This window comes from Clostridium nitrophenolicum, assembly GCF_055391695.1.
Genome location: NZ_AP042469.1, coordinates 5628157 through 5646324 on the forward strand (window position 1 = coordinate 5628157; position 18168 = coordinate 5646324).

Consider the following 18168-nt stretch of genomic DNA (forward strand, 5'->3'; position numbering starts at 1 on the left):
TATATGAGGAAGAGAATAGCCCTAGGTACTACAGTGTTTATTATAATACTGTGTTTAATATTTTTAGACGGGATAGTTAATTTTGTAGTAAATTTAGAGTGGTACAAAGAGGTAGGTTATTTATCTGTTTATTTTACTAAACTTATAGCAGTTGCTAAATTAATGATTCCTATTTTTGCTATAAGCTTTATTGGAATATGGCTTTATTATAAAAGCTTAAGATTGAGTATTATTAAGTATAAGAAAGTTGTTGAGGTAAACAGCCATAAAAATAATATTGAAAAAAAGTTATTTATTACGGCTAATTTAATATTTTCTTTGTTTATTTCTTATGTATTTTCAGTAACATACTGGTACAGGATACTTCAATTTAGTAATTCAATTAACTTTAACTTTAAGGATCCTATTTTCAATTTAGATGTATCATTTTATGTTTTTAAACTTCCGCTAATACAATCTTTATATAATGCTATTGTATCTTTACTAATTTTTCTAATATTAATCACGATAGCAACTTATTTTGTCTTAAGTGCAAAGGATAGAATATATTCAACAAGAGGAATAAGAAGAGGTTTTCCAAAAGTAACTTTTCTAAATAGTGGACTTACAAGATTTGCAGGAAGACAATTAGCTATTGTATCTTCGTTACTAATGGTATTTGTTTCGATAGGGTATTTATTAAAGGCTTTAGGACTTGTATATAGCAGTAGAGGGGTTGCCTTTGGAGCAAGTTACACAGATGTTCATATAAGCTTGCTATTTTATAAGATAATCATAGTAGTGTCACTTATTGCAGCTATCATTATGTTTTATAGTATACTTAAATCTAAGCCAAAACCAATTATTATATCTATAGCAACAATAATAACCCTAGCAGTGGCCGAACAAGCAATATCAGTAGGAGTACAAAACTTTCTTGTTAAATCAAATGAAAAAACATTAGAACAGCCTTATATAAAGTATAATATAGATTATACAAGAAAGGCTTTTAATATAGAAAAAATAGATTCAAGACCTTTTGAAGTAAAAGATAACTTAACTAAGGAAGATTTAGAAAATAATAAAGATACTATAAGTAATATAAGAATAAATTCCTTTAAACCAGCACTAGAATTTTATAATCAAGTTCAAATTATAAGATATTATTATGGATTCAATGGTATAGATATAGACAGATACAATATCAATGGTAACTTTAGTCAAGTTTTTGTTGCACCAAGAGAAGTTAACACTCAATCTATAGATCCAAATACATGGCAGAACAAACACTTGGTATATACTCATGGCTATGGTGTAGTAATGAGTAAAGTAAATTCGGTAACACCAGAAGGACAACCTGACTTTGTTATTAAGGATATACCTCCAGAAAATAAAACAGATATAAAGCTTGATAATCCAAGGATATATTTTGGAGAAAAGACAAATGATTATGCAATTGTTAATACCAAATTAAGTGAATTTGATTATCCCAAAGGTGGAGAAAACCAGACAAATAAATATGAAGGTGCAGCGGGTATAAAGATGAATTTTGCAAATAAAATGCTCTTTGCTGCAAATAAAAAAGATTTAAACTTTCTTTTATCAAGGGATATAACAAGTGAAAGTAAAATACTGATAAATAGAAATATTGTAGATAGAGTAAAGAAAATAGCTCCATTTTTAACTTATGATTCGGACCCTTATATAGTAATAAGTGGTGGTAAGTTATACTGGATAATAGATGCATATACTACTTCTGATAGATATCCTTTTTCACAACCTTATAATGATGTAAATTATATAAGAAACTCTGTTAAGGTTATAATAAGTGCAGCAGATGGAACTACAGATTTTTATTTAGTGGACAAGAATGATCCTATTGCTATGAGCTATTCAAAAATATTTCCTGGGCTATTTAAAGATACATCAAAGTTGTCAGAAGATTTGAAGCAACATTTTAAGTACCCAGAAGATTTATTTAAGATTCAATGCAATGTTCTTGGCAAATATCATATGACAGACCCTGGGGTATTCTACAATGGAGAAGATTTATGGGAAGTTTCAAGAAATCAAAAACAGGTAGATGGAGAAAAGGATAGTATGGAAGCTCCATATGTAGTAATGAAATTACCAGGAGAAAAGGAAGAAGAAATGATACTTCTCCAGTATTTTAATATGAGAAATAAGGACAATATGGTTGCTCTATTTGGAGCAAGGATGGATAAAAATAATTATGGTAAAATGATATTATATAAATTCCCTCCTCAAAAAACTATCTATAGTCCATATTTATTTAAACAAATGTTAAATCAAGATACAACTATATCAAAGGAGCTGTCATTGTGGAATAAAGGTGGATCTCAAGTACAATTTGGAGATACTATAATAGTTCCTATAAACAATTCGCTACTATATGTAGAGCCTATGTACTTAAGAGCTAGTGGTAAAAATAGTATTCCTGAGATGAAGAGGGTTATAGTCTCTTATGGAGATAAAATTATTTTAGCGGAAAATATAGAAAGTGCCCTTCAACAGCTATTTAACTATAAAGACAATAGCCAAACAAATGGTGCCGCTGGTCAGACTCAGTATTCTGATAGTAATCAAAAGTTAGATAAAGTAAAGAAAGCAAAAGAACTATATGAAAAGGCTGTAGAAGCTCAAAAAAATGGTGATTGGGCAAAATATGGTGAATATATTAAGATGCTTGGAGAAACGATTAATGAACTAAATAAATAGATAAAAAGAGAATGGGAATATTTCCATTCTCTTTTTTGAAAATATAATTTATACATATGTTTAAAGTTTACTTACTTGTAGATAATACCAATATAGCACTATATTGGAGGAAACTACAGTGAAAAAGACAGTAATTTATAGTATTATACTTACTTGTATATTTATATTTGCACCAGCTTTTATGGTACAACTTGATGAAAATACACAGCAAACAATCAATAATGATGATATAAATAAAGATAATAATGATAAAAAGATAGATATAAAAGATACTACAAATGATATAAGTATATTTTCTTCAAAAACCTGCTTTAAAAAAACATATTATATAAACAAAGAAAAAGTAAATGTATATGATGATAGCTCAAGTAACGATAAAATAATATTTACATTACCAAAAGATGATGTAGTAGTAGCTTATAAAGAAAATAACGGATATCTATACTGTGAGGAAAATAAAGATGGTAAAAAAGGATGGATTAAAAAAAATAGCGATAATTTAAAAGGTGCAATATATAAAAAAACAGAATATACTTTAGATGTAAACTTAACTAATCAAAATATAAATGTTATAAAAAAAGATAAAGTATTAAAAAAGGTACAATGCTCTACAGGAATACTGGGAGATCAAGAGACAGAAACACCTCTTGGCATATTTAATGTACAATGTAAGGGTGAGTATTTTTATAGCAACAAATATGGAGAAGGAGCAAGATATTATATTAAATTTTTTTCAAATTATTTAATACATTCTATACCAGTTGATAAAAAAGGTAATATAATAGAAGATGAAAAGAAAAAGATAGGATTCCCGGCATCACATGGGTGTATAAGAATATCTATACAAGACGCTGAATGGATATATAATAATATTCCGGAAGGTTCAACTGTAATTATACACTATTAAATTACTGCAGCTCTTTGAAAGGAAGGTTAATTTATGGATTACGATGTACTTATATTAGGGGGAGGCATTATAGGGTGTGCAGTTGCCTATGAGCTTTCAAAATATAGTTTAAATATAGCACTTATCGAAAAGGATTATGATATAGCAGATGATGTAGCCCTTATAAACTCTGCTGTAGTTTATGACGGATTAGAATGTGAAGATACATTAATGTCTAAGCTAGAACTTATGGGAAATGAACTTATGGAAGATATAGCTTCCAAGTTTAATGTGACCTTTAAAAAGCGAGGATCTCTAATTATTGCAGAAGATAAAAAGGGTGAAGCTAAATTAATCAATATGTATGATAGAGCTATAAGTAGAGGAATAAAAAATATACGTTTATTAGATAGTAAAGAAGTATATGAAATGGAACCAAACTTAAATGCTAATGTTAAGAGGGCAATACATTCTGAAAATACAGGAATAATATGTCCTTATGATTTAGCGATTGCCTATGGAGAAATTGGATTTGATAATGGGGTAAAATTTAAGTTAGAAGAAGAGGTTCTAGATATACAAAAAATGTCGAGAGGGTTTAGAGTAGTTACAAATAAAAATAAATTTACCTGTAATATGGTCTTAAACACTACGCCTGTAGAATACTATGGTATAGAGAGCGAAAATAAACTTAACAAAGATAGATGTTACTCAAAGTATTTATTATTAGAAAAAGATTTTAGGGGAAACTTCAAAAATATAGTAGTAACCTTAAATGAAAGTGAAGATAAAATTTATACATTCCCTACTGTACAAGGTGGAACTATAGTTGCATTAAAAACAAATGAAACGATTAGTTATAGTGATAGTTTAAGAAAAATATCATCTTTTATGGGAAAGATAAATGATGAATATATAAATATATTCTATGAATCTCCATTTTATAATGATACACTAATAATTGATGACAGTCTTATTGATAATGGATATGTTAAAGTCGTTGGTAAACATTATAGCCAAGTTACAATTACGCCTGCTATTGCAAAAATTGTATGCGAAACTATAGTTAATAATTTAAACTGTGTGCTAAAAAAGGATTTTGTAGACAAGAGAAGAGAATTTTATAGATTCAGAGACTTATCAAATGAAGAAAGAGAAAGTATTATTAAACAAGATAAAAGATATGGTAAAATAGTATGTGTATGTCAGAAGGTTACAGAAGGTGAGATAGTAGACTCTATAAGGAGACCACTTGGAGCACGTACTATAGAAGGAATAAAAAGACGAACAGGAGCTGCCTTTGGAACTTGTAAAGGTGCGCAATGCTTGAATAAAGTCGCATCCATCTTAGCTAGAGAAATGGACAAAAGGTTAACTGATATAGTTAAGGATTCTAAAAACTCAAAAATAGTTATAAGTCGAATAAAAGAGTTTGATGAAATGTAGCTAATTGGAGGAATTCTAAGTTGATTAAGGAAATTATTTGCAATAAATGTGATAAAAGTTGCATATTAAGCATTAACCAATATGACGAAAACGTAGAAATTTGCGGTAACTTATGTAATGAGGGAATAAAATATGCTAACATGGAAATGAGTAGCAATAAAGATATTCTAACTACTTTAGTAAGGATAAAAGGATCAAAGCTAAATGTTGTTTCGGTGAAAAGTAATAAACCTATAAATAAAGATTTATGGATAGAATGTTCGAAAGCTTTGAGTAGGCTTTATGTGGGAGCTCCTGTAAGAATTGGAGATATTGTATGTAAAAATATTTTAAATACTGGAGTAGACATAGTTTGTACTAAAAACGTAGAAAGAATAAATGAATAAGAGAAAATATTTTATATTATTCAGAATAAAGCTAAATTGACATAAAATTATATTTTATATATAATTTAGGTAAAAATTAAAATCAACCTATGAAGAGGCTAGTAGCATTACAAGGGGTAAAGAGAGTCAGTAGCTGGTGTGAACTGATACCATGGTTTTGTGAATCCATCTCGGAGGTACTGCTAATAACAGTTCGGTGATACCGTTATAATCTTTGAGAGAACTAATTTTTGGTTAACTAGGGTGGCAACGCGGAGTCCTTCGTCCCTTTACGGGATAAGGGGCTTTTTTATTTACAAAAAACATTTAGGAGGAAATTGTAATGTTAGACTTAAAAAGAATAAGAAATAATGTACAAGAGATAAAAATAGCTTTAGCAAATAGAGGAGAAGATTTTGATGTATCTGTTATTGATGAAGTGGTAACATTAGATGAGAAAAGAAGACAAATCTTAATTGAAGTAGAAGTTTTAAAAAATAAAAGAAATCAAGACTCATTAGAAATAGCTAAATTAAAGAAATCAGGACAAAATGCCGACGGTCCTGTAGCTGAAATGAAGGAGCTTTCAGAGAAGATAAGGCAGTATGATGTTAATCTAGCAGAATTAGATCAAAAAATAGAATATATAATGCTTAGAATACCTAATATACCAAATCCTAAGGTTCCAGATGGAGAAACAGATGCAGATAACATAGAGATAAGAAAATGGTCAGAGACTACAAAATTCGATTTTGAACCTAAGGCTCATTGGGATTTAGGAACAAACCTTAATATATTAGAATTTGAAAGAGGAGGAAAGGTTGCAGGTTCGAGATTTACTTTTTATAGGGGGTTAGGAGCTAGACTTGAAAGAGCACTTATATCATATTTTTTAGACTTTCATACTGAAAAACATGGCTATGAAGAGTTGTTACCACCATACATGGTTAATAGAACTAGTATGATTGGAACAGGACAGCTGCCAAAGTTTGAAGAAGATGCATTTAGAGTTTCAAACAATGATTTCTACTTAATACCAACGGCAGAAGTGCCTGTAACTAATTTCTATAGAGATGAAGTCTTAAAAGGCGAAGATTTGCCAATAAAACATGTGGCTTATAGCGGATGTTTTAGAGCTGAAGCTGGTTCAGCAGGAAGAGATACAAGAGGTCTTATAAGACAGCACCAATTTAATAAGGTTGAGCTTGTTAAATTTACAAAGCCAGAGCAATCCTATGAGGAGCTTGAAAAGTTAACTAATGATGCGGAAGAAGTTCTTCAAGGATTAGGAATTCCTTATAGAGTGGTCAGAATATGTAAGGGGGACTTAGGATTTACGGCAGCGCTTAAATATGATATAGAGGTTTGGATGCCAAGCTACAATAGATATGTAGAGATATCAAGTTGTAGTAACTTTGAAGATTTTCAAGCAAGACGTGCTAATATAAAATATAAAGAAACTGAAAAAGGTAAGCTACAATATGTACATACATTAAATGGTTCGGGAGTTGCTGTTGGAAGAGCTTTAGCTGCAATTCTTGAAAATTATCAGCAAGCAGATGGAAGTGTAGTAATTCCAGAAGTTTTAAGGCCATATATGGGCGGAAGAGAAGTAATAAAATAACATAAATATTTTCAAAAAGAACTGTTGACATATGTACTTATGGTTGATATAATAATACATGTCAACAGGCAAGGAAAGATGGTCGAGTTGGTTTAAGGCACCGGTCTTGAAAACCGGCGTACGGGTGACCGTACCCAGGGTTCGAATCCCTGTCTTTCCGCCAATTTTTTTTAACTAAAATTAGGGCATGGAGAAATACTCAAGTGGCCGAAGAGGCGCCCCTGCTAAGGGCGTAGGTCGGGAAACCGGCGCGAGGGTTCAAATCCCTCTTTCTCCGCCATGTAAGCACCTATTATGGTGCTTATCTAATTTAAATAATATAAAATTATATTAGAGTAAAAATATTGTTGACTTTCTTAATTAAATATGTTATCATGTTTAATATTGGATGTATGGAAAGATGGTCGAGTTGGTTTAAGGCACCGGTCTTGAAAACCGGCGTACGGGTGACCGTACCCAGGGTTCGAATCCCTGTCTTTCCGCCAATTTTTTTTTAACTAAAATTAGGGCATGGAGAAATACTCAAGTGGCCGAAGAGGCGCCCCTGCTAAGGGCGTAGGTCGGGAAACCGGCGCGAGGGTTCAAATCCCTCTTTCTCCGCCATGTAAGCACCTGAATTAAGGTGTTTTTTAATTTGTAGCATAATGTGTTTTAAACTAACCATATTAATAAATTTTGATTTATAGCATATAATAATTAATATTAATTTGATTTTTTTGAACATTTATGTTAAAATAATTATGTTAAATATGCGTCGGTAGCTCAGTTGGATAGAGTAGCTGGCTACGAACCAGTTGGTCGGGGGTTCGAATCCTCTCCGACGCACCATAAAAAGCTTGTGATTATTCATCACAAGCTTTTATTTTTTTACCTATCTTTTCACCCATTAATACTCTACTTTCATATCCTTTAGAAGATTGTTCAATTATGTCTTTATCAATTTTTACTTTATTCTTTTCTAAGAATAGTATTGTTGTCGAGCCACCAAACTTAAAATAGCCCTTTTCATCACCTTTTTTTATATCCATTCCAGGTGAATATGTTTGTATAATGGAACCTACACAAGTAGCACCTACCTCTATGTGAAGTATATCTCCAAAGTTTTTAGAATGAAAAATACTCCACTCTCTTTTATTTCTGCAGAAAAGCTCAGGAATTTGTTCTAAAGCAGTTGGATTTACAGAATAATAATCTCCAGTAATTTTTATGGTCTCCTCACACACACCGTCATCTATAAAATGAAATCTATGATAATCAGTAGGACAAAGTCTCAATATTAAGCAAATACCCTCTGAGAATTTTTCAGATATACTAGGATTATTTATAAGTTTACCTAAACTATATGTGAAGCCTTTTACTTGAACCAACTTATTTAAATCAATATTCTCATAGGCTAGAAGTCTTCCATCACCAGGAGAAATTAAAGAGTTAATATCATTATCTATAGGTCTTGCTTCTTTTTTTAACTTTCTTGTAAAGAAGTCATTAAATGATTCAAACTCATCTGCACTTTTTTCACTATGAGTCATATTAATATCAAAATCTTTAATAAAAGAATGAACTTTTTTAATACTTCTCTTACTATCACAAAACGAACCATATATTTTAGAAAAAAACTTTTTCTTAATTAATAACTCCAATAACTTCATTCCAACAGGAGATGAATATGTCCATTGAAGATATTTATCTCCTGCGACTTTTTCTATTTCATATTGTTTTATTTTTCTATTGTAATATTTAACCATATACAGACCTCTCTTGTGTTAATATTTATTTTTGATGTAGTATAAAATACTTATTATAATTATCAGTTATTATTTATTTATTGTCAATTTATAATGAAATAACTCCTAAAAGTTCTAAAAACTATTGAGTTATTTTAACAACATAGTATAATGTAAATTGAAATAACTATACTGACCGGTCAACTAATATATAAATCTGGAGTGGTATTGATGAATAAAACAAAAAGAACAATATTTGAATCTGCTATAAAAATATTTTCGCAAAACGGTTATAGTGGTGCAACAATGGATTCAATAGCGTCTGATGCGGGAGTAGCAAAAGGAACATTATATTATCATTTTAAAAGCAAGGAAGAAATATTTAATTACATAATAAAAGAAGGAATGAATATCATAAAAGAAAGAATAGAAAGTACTGCATACAAACAGCAAGATGCTTTATCAAAATTAAAAGTTCTATGCAGAATTCAGTTAGAGTTAGTTCATGAGCAGAGAGACTTTTTTATAGTATTAATGAGTCAATTGTGGGGTCAAGAATCTAGACAACTTGGACTAAGAGAATCTATAAAAAAATATATTAACTATATACAGTTGTATATTGTTGAGGCAATAGAAAATAAGGTATTAAAATGCAGTGATCCTTCTTATGCAGCATATACATTGTTTGGAACTCTTTGTTCTGTGGCAATATATGAACTTATAAATGAAGAAAAAAAGAATTTTGATGATTTGACTAATAATATATTAAATAATATACTGAATGGAATACAGGCATAAAATAAAGCATGGGACTAAATTACTTAGTTTCATGCTTTATAATTTTCGAGATCTTACTATAGAGATAATAAGAATTAAAGTCATAAATGCAGATATTATAAGTCCTGCTACTCCTATTGCAGACATATCATATATTTTAGGTCCTATATTAGTCGTTAATATTAAACTAGATCCTATTATCATAGAGGATAGTATAAGTGTAAAAATCAGCTTATTTATCATATTATTTAAAACGCTAACGGTTTTGTTTAAGTTAGTTATCTGTAATTGAACTTTAAGTCTTCCATTTAGCATAGTATTTATAAGTTCAATAAATCTAGTAGGCATTCGAGACAAATCTTTCGTAAAGTTATATGAGTATATTAGTAGGTCATCTATGTCTATGTTATTTAATAATGATAGTTTACTATTATTCTTTACAAAAGGCACAGCGACATCAAGTATTTGAGTATCAGGGGCTATTTTAGCAACAACACCTTCAATAATTACAAGACTTCTCACAAGGACTATTAAGTCTTTTGGGAGTTTTATATTATTATTTTTAGCACAGTTAAATAACTCTTGAAGCAATATAGATACATGAATATTTTTTAAGGATGTATATAGATATCTAGAAAATAAATAGTCTATATCTTCATATAATTTATTTTTATTTACAAATCCTTTCTTTATACCTATAGACATAATTATAGATATTAACTTATCTAAATCCTTAAAAACTACAGCAACTATAGCATCATTTAATGAAGCCCTTAATGATTCAGAAAGGTTCCCCATTATTCCAAAGTCAATAAAACAAATCTTACCTTCATTTATTAATAAGTTTCCAGGGTGTGGATCACCATGAAAAAAACCATCGGTAAAAACTTGTTTAAAAAATGATAGTGCCAATTTTTTCCCTAAATCATTAAGATCATATCCTCCATCTTTAAGCTTTTCTAAATCATTTATTTTAAAGCCATATATTTTTTCCATAGTTAAAACCTTATCACTGGACAACTCATCTATAATATATGGAGTATAACAAAAGGCTATATTGTTATTTAGATTTCTAAATCTTTTTATATTTAAAGCCTCAATTTTAAAATTTAGCTCCTCTTCTGTAGATGATATTAATTCATTTACAGCCTCTTCTGGATCAATTAAAGCGTCAGATAACTTAGTTTTAGTAAGCTTTATTATTTTATGTAAAATAGACAAATCCATTTTAATTTTTTCCATTATTTCAGGTCTTTGAATTTTTACAATGACCTCTTTTCCGTTCTTAAGTATGGCATTGTGAACTTGGGCTATAGATGCAGAAGCCAATGGTTCTTTTTCAAAAGATGAAAAGCAATCCTCAATGTTTTTATTAAAAACACTAAAGAAAACATTATTAATATCTTCGTATTTTTCAGGAGAAGCGTTGTCTTGAAGCTTTGAAAGTTCTTGTATATATTCAGGAGGAAGTATATCAGGTCTTGTACTTAATATCTGCCCTATTTTTATAAAGGTAGGCCCTAACTCTTCAAAAGCTTTTCTTAAATTTTCGGGGAAATATTGTTTTTTTATTTTACTATCTACTATATGGCCAAAGCCATAACGAGCTAGTACACTTATTATTTCTCTAAACCTTTGTATTGAGCTATTATGCATAATATGCCTCCATAAATATTAAAGCCCTAACAGCTGTCGGGGCTTTAGCTTTTGGTATTTACTTTTTCCTCTAGCATATCTAATCTTTGTTTTATGTTTTGTAAATCATCTTTAGTTGCAAAGTTCATTTGACTTAAAGTAGATACCAAGTCATCCTTAGTTAAAGGCTTTACATCTTCAACTTTATTTTTTATATTTCTCTTTAGCTCTTCTGAAAGTTCTTTTCCCTCATCCATAGTTAGTTTACCTTTTTGAACCATATCTTCAATTAACTTTGATGCCTTTTCGTAAGTATATGCTGCAGATCCTAAACCTGCTAAAAGTATATTTTTTAATTCATTCATCATAATAACACCTCCTAATTAGTATATTTTTATTTGCAATATAATATACCTATTATTTAAATTAATTAGTTGCTAGTATGCTAATAGATTATAATATAAAAATTTGACATTTATTATAGATTATTATAAAATATTATGGAAACAAGTTAATATGCGCTCGTAGCTCAGTAGGATAGAGCAGCGGTTTCCTAAACCGCGTGCCGGGGGTTCGATTCCTCTCGGGCGCACCAAAATTGAATCCTGTAATTTTAATTACAGGGTTTAATTTTTAAATATGTTTACAATAATTACAAGTAATTATAAAATATACTAAGAGGTCTCTATGAACAATAAGTTTATGATTGAAGCCATACTTGAGGCGGAAAAATCTACGCTTTTAAAAGAAGTACCAGTTGGAGCTGTTATAGTAAAGAATAATAATATAATAGCAAGAGCACATAATTTGAGAGAAACTTTAAACAGTCCATTAGCACATGCTGAGATTTTAGCTATAGAAAAAGCTTCAGAAGTTATTCAAAACTGGAGACTCAATGAGTGCAGCATGTATGTTACTTTAGAACCCTGTCCTATGTGTGCAGGAGCTATACTTCAATCAAGAATAAGTAATTTATATATAGGCACTTTTGATCCTACAGCTGGTGCTTGTGGTTCTGTAGTAAATGTACTCCAAAATGATGCGTTAAACCATTGGACTAATATTCACTGGCTTTATGATGAGAAGTGTAGCAATATATTAATAGAATTCTTTAAATCAAGAAGGTAAGGCGTCTTCAAAAAATTGATATTTTATTTCAGATGCCTAATATGGAGAGATGTCCGAGTGGTCGAAGGTGGTTGACTCGAAATCAATTGTACGGGTAATACCGTACCGGGGGTTCGAATCCCCCTCTCTCCGCCATACAAATAAGCCAATAATTACTTGCTAATAATTTTTATAAAGGTGTTGAATTATTTTAATATTAATAGTATAATAAGTCTTGTTCTAATAAAACATGATAAGTACAATTAAATATTGTTTCATGAGTAAATTTTGTGGAGAGATGTCCGAGTGGTTGAAGGAGCACGCCTGGAAAGCGTGTGTAGGGGAAACTCTACCAGGGGTTCGAATCCCCTTTTCTCCGCCATTAGAACTTTGTCGTGCTAGATGGGGAGTCAGCGGTGCCCTGTAACCTGCAATCCGCTATAGCAGGGTTGAATTCCTCGCTTAGACTATAAAATGTGGGGTCTGGCCTATAAAAGTGGCGTTGAGAACTGGGTCCCACGCAACGGAAACTCATAAATCCCGTCAGATCCGGAAGGAAGCAGCGGTAAGTGATCATTTTCGTGTGCCGTGGATAAACCTGGTTTGAGTTAACTGTATGGGTAACGCTCATATTTTATTAGACGAAGCGAGGTGCACGACTTTAATATAATTTGCTTATATAAGATACCTAAAAAGGTGTCTTTTTTATTATATTTAGATTTATTTTATGAAAAAATTAGATATTAACTATAAATTTTATATAAGGTATAATATATAATGGTTAAACAAGTTAAAGAAGGTGATTTAAGTGTCTTACACTGCATTATATAGAGAATGGAGACCTAGAGTCTTCGAGGATGTAGTCGGTCAGAGCCACATAACTGTAACACTTAAGAATCAAATAAAAAACAACAGAATTGCACATGCTTATCTTTTTTCCGGTACAAGAGGAACAGGTAAAACATCTACTGCAAAAATATTTTCAAAGGCAGTAAATTGCCTTGACTTGAAGGATGGAGAGCCTTGTAATGAATGTGAAATGTGCAAAAAAATAAACATGGGACTTGCTATTGACGTAATAGAAATGGACGCTGCTTCAAAAAGAAATTTAGAAGATATAAAGGATGTCATAGAAAATGTAAAATATCCTCCTCAAGAAGGAAAATATAAAGTGTATATAATGGATGAAGTTCATATGCTTACTCCACAGGCGGTAAACGCATTCTTAAAAACACTTGAAGAGCCACCTTCAAATGTAATATTTATTCTTGCTACTACAGATCCACAGAAGCTTCCTGTTACTATTCTTTCTAGATGTCAAAAGTTTGATTTTAGAAGAATAAAGGGAGCGGATATATTTGAAAGGCTTAGAAGAATAGTTAAGGATCAAGGCGTATTTGCAGATGATAAAAGTTTGAGCCTAATATCTAGAATGTGCGATGGAGCAATGAGAGATGCACTAAGTATATTAGATCAGGCTATATCTATGGGTGGTGGAAAAGTAGAATATGATGGCGTTATAAGTATGCTTGGTTTAGTTACAAATGAGAACTTAATAAGGCTTACAAATGAGGTTATAGAGAAAGATGTAGAGGGTTCTATGAGGATAGTAGATGATATAGTCCTCAGTGGAAAGGATATTTACAATTTTATAAAAGATATGATAACTCATATGAGAAACCTTTTAATGGTAAAGGTAAGTAAAAATCCAGAAGATATATTAGATATGTCTGAAGAAAATATGGAACTTCTAAAAGAGCAGGCGCAAAAAATAAGAATAGAAGAAATAATGAGAGACATTAGAATATTACAGGATGCAGAAGATCAATCAAAATGGACCAAACAAAGTAGAATATATTTAGAGCTTGCAGTAATAAAGATGTGTAAAATAGAGTATGATACTTCGAAAGAAGTAATACTTTCAAGATTAAACAGATTAGAAGAAGCTTTAAAAGAAGGTGAACTAAAAGTAACCTGTGAAAGAATAGTTCCTAATACAACTAATGTAGTAAAAAAAGAAAATAGGACTAAGGTAGAAGAAAATAAATCAAAAGAAAATATAAGACCTGTAATGAATGATAATGTATATTCAAAGCTTACATTAGATATAGTAAAAAAGAGCTGGAAAGATATATTAGAATCTTTTAAATCAAAAAGTTATAGGGTTATACATGCAGCTCTATTTACAGGAGAAGTAATTAAATGTGAAAATGGAATAATAACAATAAGATACGATAAAGATTATGCTTTTAATAAACAAAGATTAGAAAAAGAAGAAAATAGAAGAATAGTTGAAGAAATATTTTCAGAAGCTTTAAAAGAGAGAGTAAGGCTTCAATATTATATAGATGGAGATGAAACTAAAGACAAGTCGAAGTCTTCCGAGCAGCTATTAAGAGATGCTTTCGGAGAAGATTTGATTGAAATAGTTGATGAATAATAACAAAAAAGTATTGATTTAAATTTATAAAAATATGGTATAATTATAACTGAATTAATTAAGTCGAGGAGGAATTAGTATGGCTAAAGGTGGATTCCCTAACTTTGGTGGGGGAAATATGAATAATATAATGAAACAAGCACAAAAATTTCAAAAGCAGATGGAAGATATGCAAAATGAACTTGAGAATAAAGAATTCTCAGCTACAGTTGGTGGTGGAGCAGTAACTGCAGTTGTAACTGGTAAAAAGCAGATAGTAGATATAAAGATAAAACCAGAAGTTGTAGATCCAGATGATGTAGAAATGCTTCAAGATTTAATTCTAACTGCATGTAATGAAGCTCTAAAAAGAGCTGAAGAAGAAACATCTGCAGAGATGAAAAAGTTAACAGGTGGACTAAATATTCCAGGAATGTTTTAAAACACAGTAATAGTTACCCCATCTATTGAAGATGGGGTTTTAAAATTGAGGTGATAATTATGGATTTCTATCCAATTGCAATAGAAAAGCTGATTGAGGAATTTGCTAAACTTCCAGGGATAGGATATAAAACAGCTCAAAGACTTACTCTTCATGTACTGAATCTACCAGGTGAAGAGGTTAGAGAGTTTGCTGAAGCACTAGTTAAAGCTAGAGGGACAATAAAATACTGCTCTGTATGTGGTAACTTCACAGATAAGGATCCTTGCGCAGTATGTTCTAATCCTAATAGAGATAAGAGTTTAATATGTGTTGTTGAGCAACCCAAAGATATAATATCCATGGAAAAAGTTAAAGAGTTTAATGGGGTATATCATGTTCTTCATGGGAATATATCTCCTATGGCAGGTAGAGGACCTGAAGATATAAAGCTAAAAGAACTTATAAGAAGAATAAATGGAGAAGTAAGAGAGGTAATAGTAGCTACAAATCCTAATATAGAAGGAGAAGCTACCGCTATGTATATATCAAAAATATTGAAACCTTTAGGTGCTAAAGTAACAAGAATAGCTCATGGAATACCTGTTGGTGGAGATTTAGAATATGCAGATGAGGTTACACTATCAAAGGCTCTAGAAGGCAGAGTAGAGATATAGTGTATACTAATCCTATTTTATGTCAATTATCTTAGATATGATTTAAAATAGGAGGTTCTTTATGGATAAAAGTATTATTGCTAGGTTAATAACTAGAGAATCGAGATATACAGCAGAACAAAAAAAATTATTAAATTCAATAGAGAAAGCAAGAGAGGATTTAAAGGTGGCAAGAGAATATTTTAATGCCGTTAACGATCCAAGACTTGTAGATTATGCTATATATAGAGAAGAAGCTGCAAAGGCAAGATATATGTTCTTGCTCAATGAAGCTAAAAAAAATGAACTAAAAGTTGAATGTTCAAACTCTATTGAGGATTTAAATGTAGGCTAAAATAGAAAAGGTGAAAAGCAAAAAACTTTAAGTTTTTACTTTTCATCTTTTTTATTAATACTTTTATTTTAATAGAATATAAATTTAGTAACAATAAAATTAGGAGGGATATCTTTGGAATTTGAATACATAGGTTACTTTTTAATTTCTATAATTGGTTTATATATATTAGTTAAAATTTTTGCTTGGCCCCTAAAGGTTTTGTTAAAACTAATAGCTAATGGATTAATTGGAATTCTATTATTAATTGTAGTTAATTTTATTGGACATTATTTTAATTTTTACATAGGCATTAACGCAATAACAGCTCTTATTGCCGGTTTTTTTGGAATACCAGGAGTCATATTTTTAGTTATATTTAAGTTGTTTTTGTAATGAACTTAGGCTAAATTAATAAATATATTGGTTTAGCCTTAAGCTAAATGAACATCTCGTATAAGGCAAGAAGTAGTATTATTATCCCGGAAATTAAATTTGCTTTACTTTCTAGTACATTAGGTATATACTTCTTACCAAGAATGTATCCAAGAGGTATAGCGGTTAAACTAAATACAAATGTAAAAATGGAAGTTAAGATTATGCTTAACCCCGTAATACTAGCCCCTATGCCTAGTCCCATGTTGTTTAGAGCTAGTACAAACCCTAAGATCACTGCTTCTTTCAAATCAATATTGCCTGAATTATTCATATCTGCTTTCTCAGGACTTGTCAGGAGCTCTTCACATTGAACTTTATAGCATTCTAATTTATTTTGCTTCTTATATTCAGCTTTTTCAACTTTATTATTTTTTTTGAAGGAATTAAGTATAAACCATAATCCTAGCAATATAAGGATGGAACTTCCTATAAAGTTTGCATTATGCCCAGAAATAAATTTACCAATAAACTTACCTAGTGCCATTGATAAAAATGTTCCTGCACAGGATATAAAGGCTATTAAGAGGTTACTCAATATAGATATTTTGAGTTTTTTAATACCGTAAGCAATTCCAACAATAAGATTATCAAGGCTAGCAGATATAACAAATAATATTACTGATAAAATATGCATATAATATCTCCTATTTAAAAGCGGTTCAAGTATATACTATTCACTATGCAAAAAATAGGTTACAAATTTATCGTCAATTAACTAAGCTAAAATATAGAAATAATAAATATTTTAGTTTAAAATAATAATCATTTATGTTTAAATAAGTATATAATTAATCCACAATGTTGATAAAAAATGATTAAAACAATAATAAATGTGTGGATAAAATATGTGAATATGTGTATAAATTTTTTAAAAAATGGAGATGATATATTGATTATCCACAATAATGTTATAATGGCTAAATTTATATATAGACCAAATCGCTTTCAGGCTTATGTAGATATAGATGGAATAGAAACTATAGTTCATGTTCCTAATACAGGAAGATGCAGAGAGATACTTATACCTGGTTGTACTGTAGTTTTAAGGGAAGAAGATAATCCATCAAGAAAAACTAAATATGATTTAATTGGTGGATATAAGGGAAACAGATTCATAAACATAGATTCCCATATACCTAATAAAGTTGTAGATGAAGCATTAAAAAATAAAAAGATAAGCTTACTAAGTGGTTACAGCAAAATAGAAAAAGAAAAGACTTTTGGAAATAGCAGATTTGATTTTAAATTAACAGATTCTAATAAAAATGAATGCTATTTAGAAGTTAAGGGAGTAACTCTAGAAGATAGAGGAAAAACTATGTTTCCAGATGCTCCTACAGAAAGAGGAACTAAACATTTACTAGAACTTATAGAGGTTAAAAATACTGGTAGGGAAGCTGCTGTATTATTTTTAATTCAGATGGAAGGAGTAGAATATTTTACTCCTCATGATGAAATGGATAAAGCTTTCGGGGAAGCATTAAGATTAGCTCAGAGCAATGGGGTACATATACTTGCTTACGATTGCTTTGTAGGTGAAAAGCATATTACAATTAAAGATCAAATAGAAGTGAGGCTATAGAACTCTATTATATTGAATGTAATTGCAGGGATACCT

The 18168-nt window shown here is 30.3% G+C and carries 17 protein-coding genes, 8 tRNA genes, 1 other RNA gene and 1 other annotated feature; of the genes, 22 read left to right on the forward strand and 4 right to left on the reverse strand.

Features of this window, described 5'->3' with window-relative positions:
* Positions 1-3 precede the first annotated feature (3 nt).
* From ACZ5N4_RS26785 to ACZ5N4_RS26830, 10 genes are all read left to right on the forward strand, one after another.
* Positions 4-2718 (forward strand): UPF0182 family protein, encoded by a 2715-nt coding sequence (locus tag ACZ5N4_RS26785; RefSeq protein WP_464205846.1) that lies wholly within the window; start codon positions 4-6, stop codon positions 2716-2718.
* A gap of 118 nt (positions 2719-2836) precedes the next feature.
* Positions 2837-3625 carry a L,D-transpeptidase family protein gene (locus ACZ5N4_RS26790; protein WP_464205847.1) on the forward strand — a complete coding sequence of 263 codons (789 nt, stop codon included), beginning with the start codon at positions 2837-2839 and terminating at the stop codon, positions 3623-3625.
* A gap of 33 nt (positions 3626-3658) precedes the next feature.
* Complete coding sequence (locus ACZ5N4_RS26795) at positions 3659-5050, forward strand: FAD-dependent oxidoreductase (protein ID WP_464205849.1); 1392 nt, start codon at positions 3659-3661, stop codon at positions 5048-5050.
* Positions 5051-5070: 20 nt separating this feature from the next.
* Positions 5071-5436: a DUF1667 domain-containing protein gene (locus ACZ5N4_RS26800; RefSeq protein ID WP_178906230.1), complete on the forward strand. Its 366-nt coding sequence runs from the start codon at positions 5071-5073 to the stop codon at positions 5434-5436.
* Between the two features lie 80 nt (positions 5437-5516).
* Positions 5517-5708, forward strand: a binding site (T-box leader).
* A gap of 50 nt (positions 5709-5758) precedes the next feature.
* Positions 5759-7039 carry a serine--tRNA ligase gene (gene serS / locus ACZ5N4_RS26805; protein WP_464205851.1) on the forward strand — a complete coding sequence of 427 codons (1281 nt, stop codon included), beginning with the start codon at positions 5759-5761 and terminating at the stop codon, positions 7037-7039.
* 72 nt (positions 7040-7111) lie between these two features.
* Positions 7112-7202, forward strand: a tRNA-Ser gene (locus ACZ5N4_RS26810).
* 26 nt (positions 7203-7228) lie between these two features.
* Positions 7229-7319 (forward strand) — tRNA-Ser (locus ACZ5N4_RS26815).
* Positions 7320-7433: 114 nt separating this feature from the next.
* Positions 7434-7524: transfer RNA gene (locus ACZ5N4_RS26820), tRNA-Ser, on the forward strand.
* Between the two features lie 27 nt (positions 7525-7551).
* Positions 7552-7642 (forward strand) — tRNA-Ser (locus ACZ5N4_RS26825).
* Positions 7643-7790: 148 nt separating this feature from the next.
* Positions 7791-7867: transfer RNA gene (locus tag ACZ5N4_RS26830), tRNA-Arg, on the forward strand.
* A 14-nt stretch (positions 7868-7881) separates the two neighbouring features.
* Here the strand turns inward: ACZ5N4_RS26830 and ACZ5N4_RS26835 are convergent.
* A complete protein-coding gene (locus ACZ5N4_RS26835) occupies positions 7882-8784 on the reverse strand; it encodes a phosphatidylserine decarboxylase (protein ID WP_464205853.1) in 903 nt (300 codons plus the stop codon).
* A 210-nt stretch (positions 8785-8994) separates the two neighbouring features.
* Between ACZ5N4_RS26835 and ACZ5N4_RS26840 the strand changes: the two genes are divergently transcribed.
* Entirely contained in the window at positions 8995-9561 is a 567-nt protein-coding gene (locus ACZ5N4_RS26840; protein ID WP_464205855.1) for a TetR/AcrR family transcriptional regulator, read from the forward strand.
* A 36-nt stretch (positions 9562-9597) separates the two neighbouring features.
* Here ACZ5N4_RS26840 and ACZ5N4_RS26845 read toward each other — a convergent pair whose 3' ends face one another.
* Entirely contained in the window at positions 9598-11196 is a 1599-nt protein-coding gene (locus tag ACZ5N4_RS26845) for an ABC1 kinase family protein (RefSeq protein ID WP_464205857.1), read from the reverse strand.
* A gap of 44 nt (positions 11197-11240) precedes the next feature.
* Positions 11241-11543 carry a phasin family protein gene (locus tag ACZ5N4_RS26850; protein ID WP_464205859.1) on the reverse strand — a complete coding sequence of 101 codons (303 nt, stop codon included), beginning with the start codon at positions 11541-11543 and terminating at the stop codon, positions 11241-11243.
* A gap of 150 nt (positions 11544-11693) precedes the next feature.
* Between ACZ5N4_RS26850 and ACZ5N4_RS26855 the strand changes: the two genes are divergently transcribed.
* The 10 genes from ACZ5N4_RS26855 to ACZ5N4_RS26900 all read left to right on the forward strand — a co-directional run bounded on the left by ACZ5N4_RS26855 (position 11694) and on the right by ACZ5N4_RS26900 (position 16508).
* A tRNA-Arg gene (locus ACZ5N4_RS26855) sits at positions 11694-11770 on the forward strand.
* Positions 11771-11862: 92 nt separating this feature from the next.
* Positions 11863-12303 carry a nucleoside deaminase gene (locus ACZ5N4_RS26860; RefSeq protein ID WP_464205861.1) on the forward strand — a complete coding sequence of 147 codons (441 nt, stop codon included), beginning with the start codon at positions 11863-11865 and terminating at the stop codon, positions 12301-12303.
* A 43-nt stretch (positions 12304-12346) separates the two neighbouring features.
* A tRNA-Ser gene (locus ACZ5N4_RS26865) sits at positions 12347-12438 on the forward strand.
* A gap of 136 nt (positions 12439-12574) precedes the next feature.
* Positions 12575-12664, forward strand: a tRNA-Ser gene (locus tag ACZ5N4_RS26870).
* An 11-nt stretch (positions 12665-12675) separates the two neighbouring features.
* Positions 12676-12941: signal recognition particle sRNA large type (gene ffs / locus ACZ5N4_RS26875), an RNA gene on the forward strand.
* Between the two features lie 149 nt (positions 12942-13090).
* Positions 13091-14722, forward strand: coding sequence for a DNA polymerase III subunit gamma/tau (gene dnaX / locus ACZ5N4_RS26880; RefSeq protein WP_464205862.1), 1632 nt, complete (start codon positions 13091-13093; stop codon positions 14720-14722).
* A 79-nt stretch (positions 14723-14801) separates the two neighbouring features.
* On the forward strand, positions 14802-15143 hold the full coding sequence (locus tag ACZ5N4_RS26885; protein WP_464205863.1) for a YbaB/EbfC family nucleoid-associated protein: 342 nt from the start codon (positions 14802-14804) through the stop codon (positions 15141-15143).
* Between the two features lie 59 nt (positions 15144-15202).
* A complete protein-coding gene (gene recR / locus ACZ5N4_RS26890; RefSeq protein WP_308040678.1) occupies positions 15203-15799 on the forward strand; it encodes a recombination mediator RecR in 597 nt (198 codons plus the stop codon).
* Positions 15800-15860: 61 nt separating this feature from the next.
* Positions 15861-16133 carry a YaaL family protein gene (locus ACZ5N4_RS26895; protein ID WP_464205865.1) on the forward strand — a complete coding sequence of 91 codons (273 nt, stop codon included), beginning with the start codon at positions 15861-15863 and terminating at the stop codon, positions 16131-16133.
* A 114-nt stretch (positions 16134-16247) separates the two neighbouring features.
* The gene (locus ACZ5N4_RS26900) at positions 16248-16508 is read left to right on the forward strand and encodes a pro-sigmaK processing inhibitor BofA family protein (protein ID WP_464205867.1); all 261 of its coding nucleotides are present in this window, start codon (positions 16248-16250) and stop codon (positions 16506-16508) included.
* 43 nt (positions 16509-16551) lie between these two features.
* On the opposite strand, the gene ytaF is transcribed toward ACZ5N4_RS26900, so the two are convergent.
* Positions 16552-17184, reverse strand: coding sequence for a sporulation membrane protein YtaF (ytaF, locus tag ACZ5N4_RS26905; protein WP_464205869.1), 633 nt, complete (start codon positions 17182-17184; stop codon positions 16552-16554).
* A gap of 255 nt (positions 17185-17439) precedes the next feature.
* Between ytaF and sfsA the strand changes: the two genes are divergently transcribed.
* Positions 17440-18132 carry a DNA/RNA nuclease SfsA gene (gene sfsA, locus ACZ5N4_RS26910; protein WP_464211064.1) on the forward strand — a complete coding sequence of 231 codons (693 nt, stop codon included), beginning with the start codon at positions 17440-17442 and terminating at the stop codon, positions 18130-18132.
* The last annotated feature ends 36 nt before the right edge of the window (positions 18133-18168 follow it).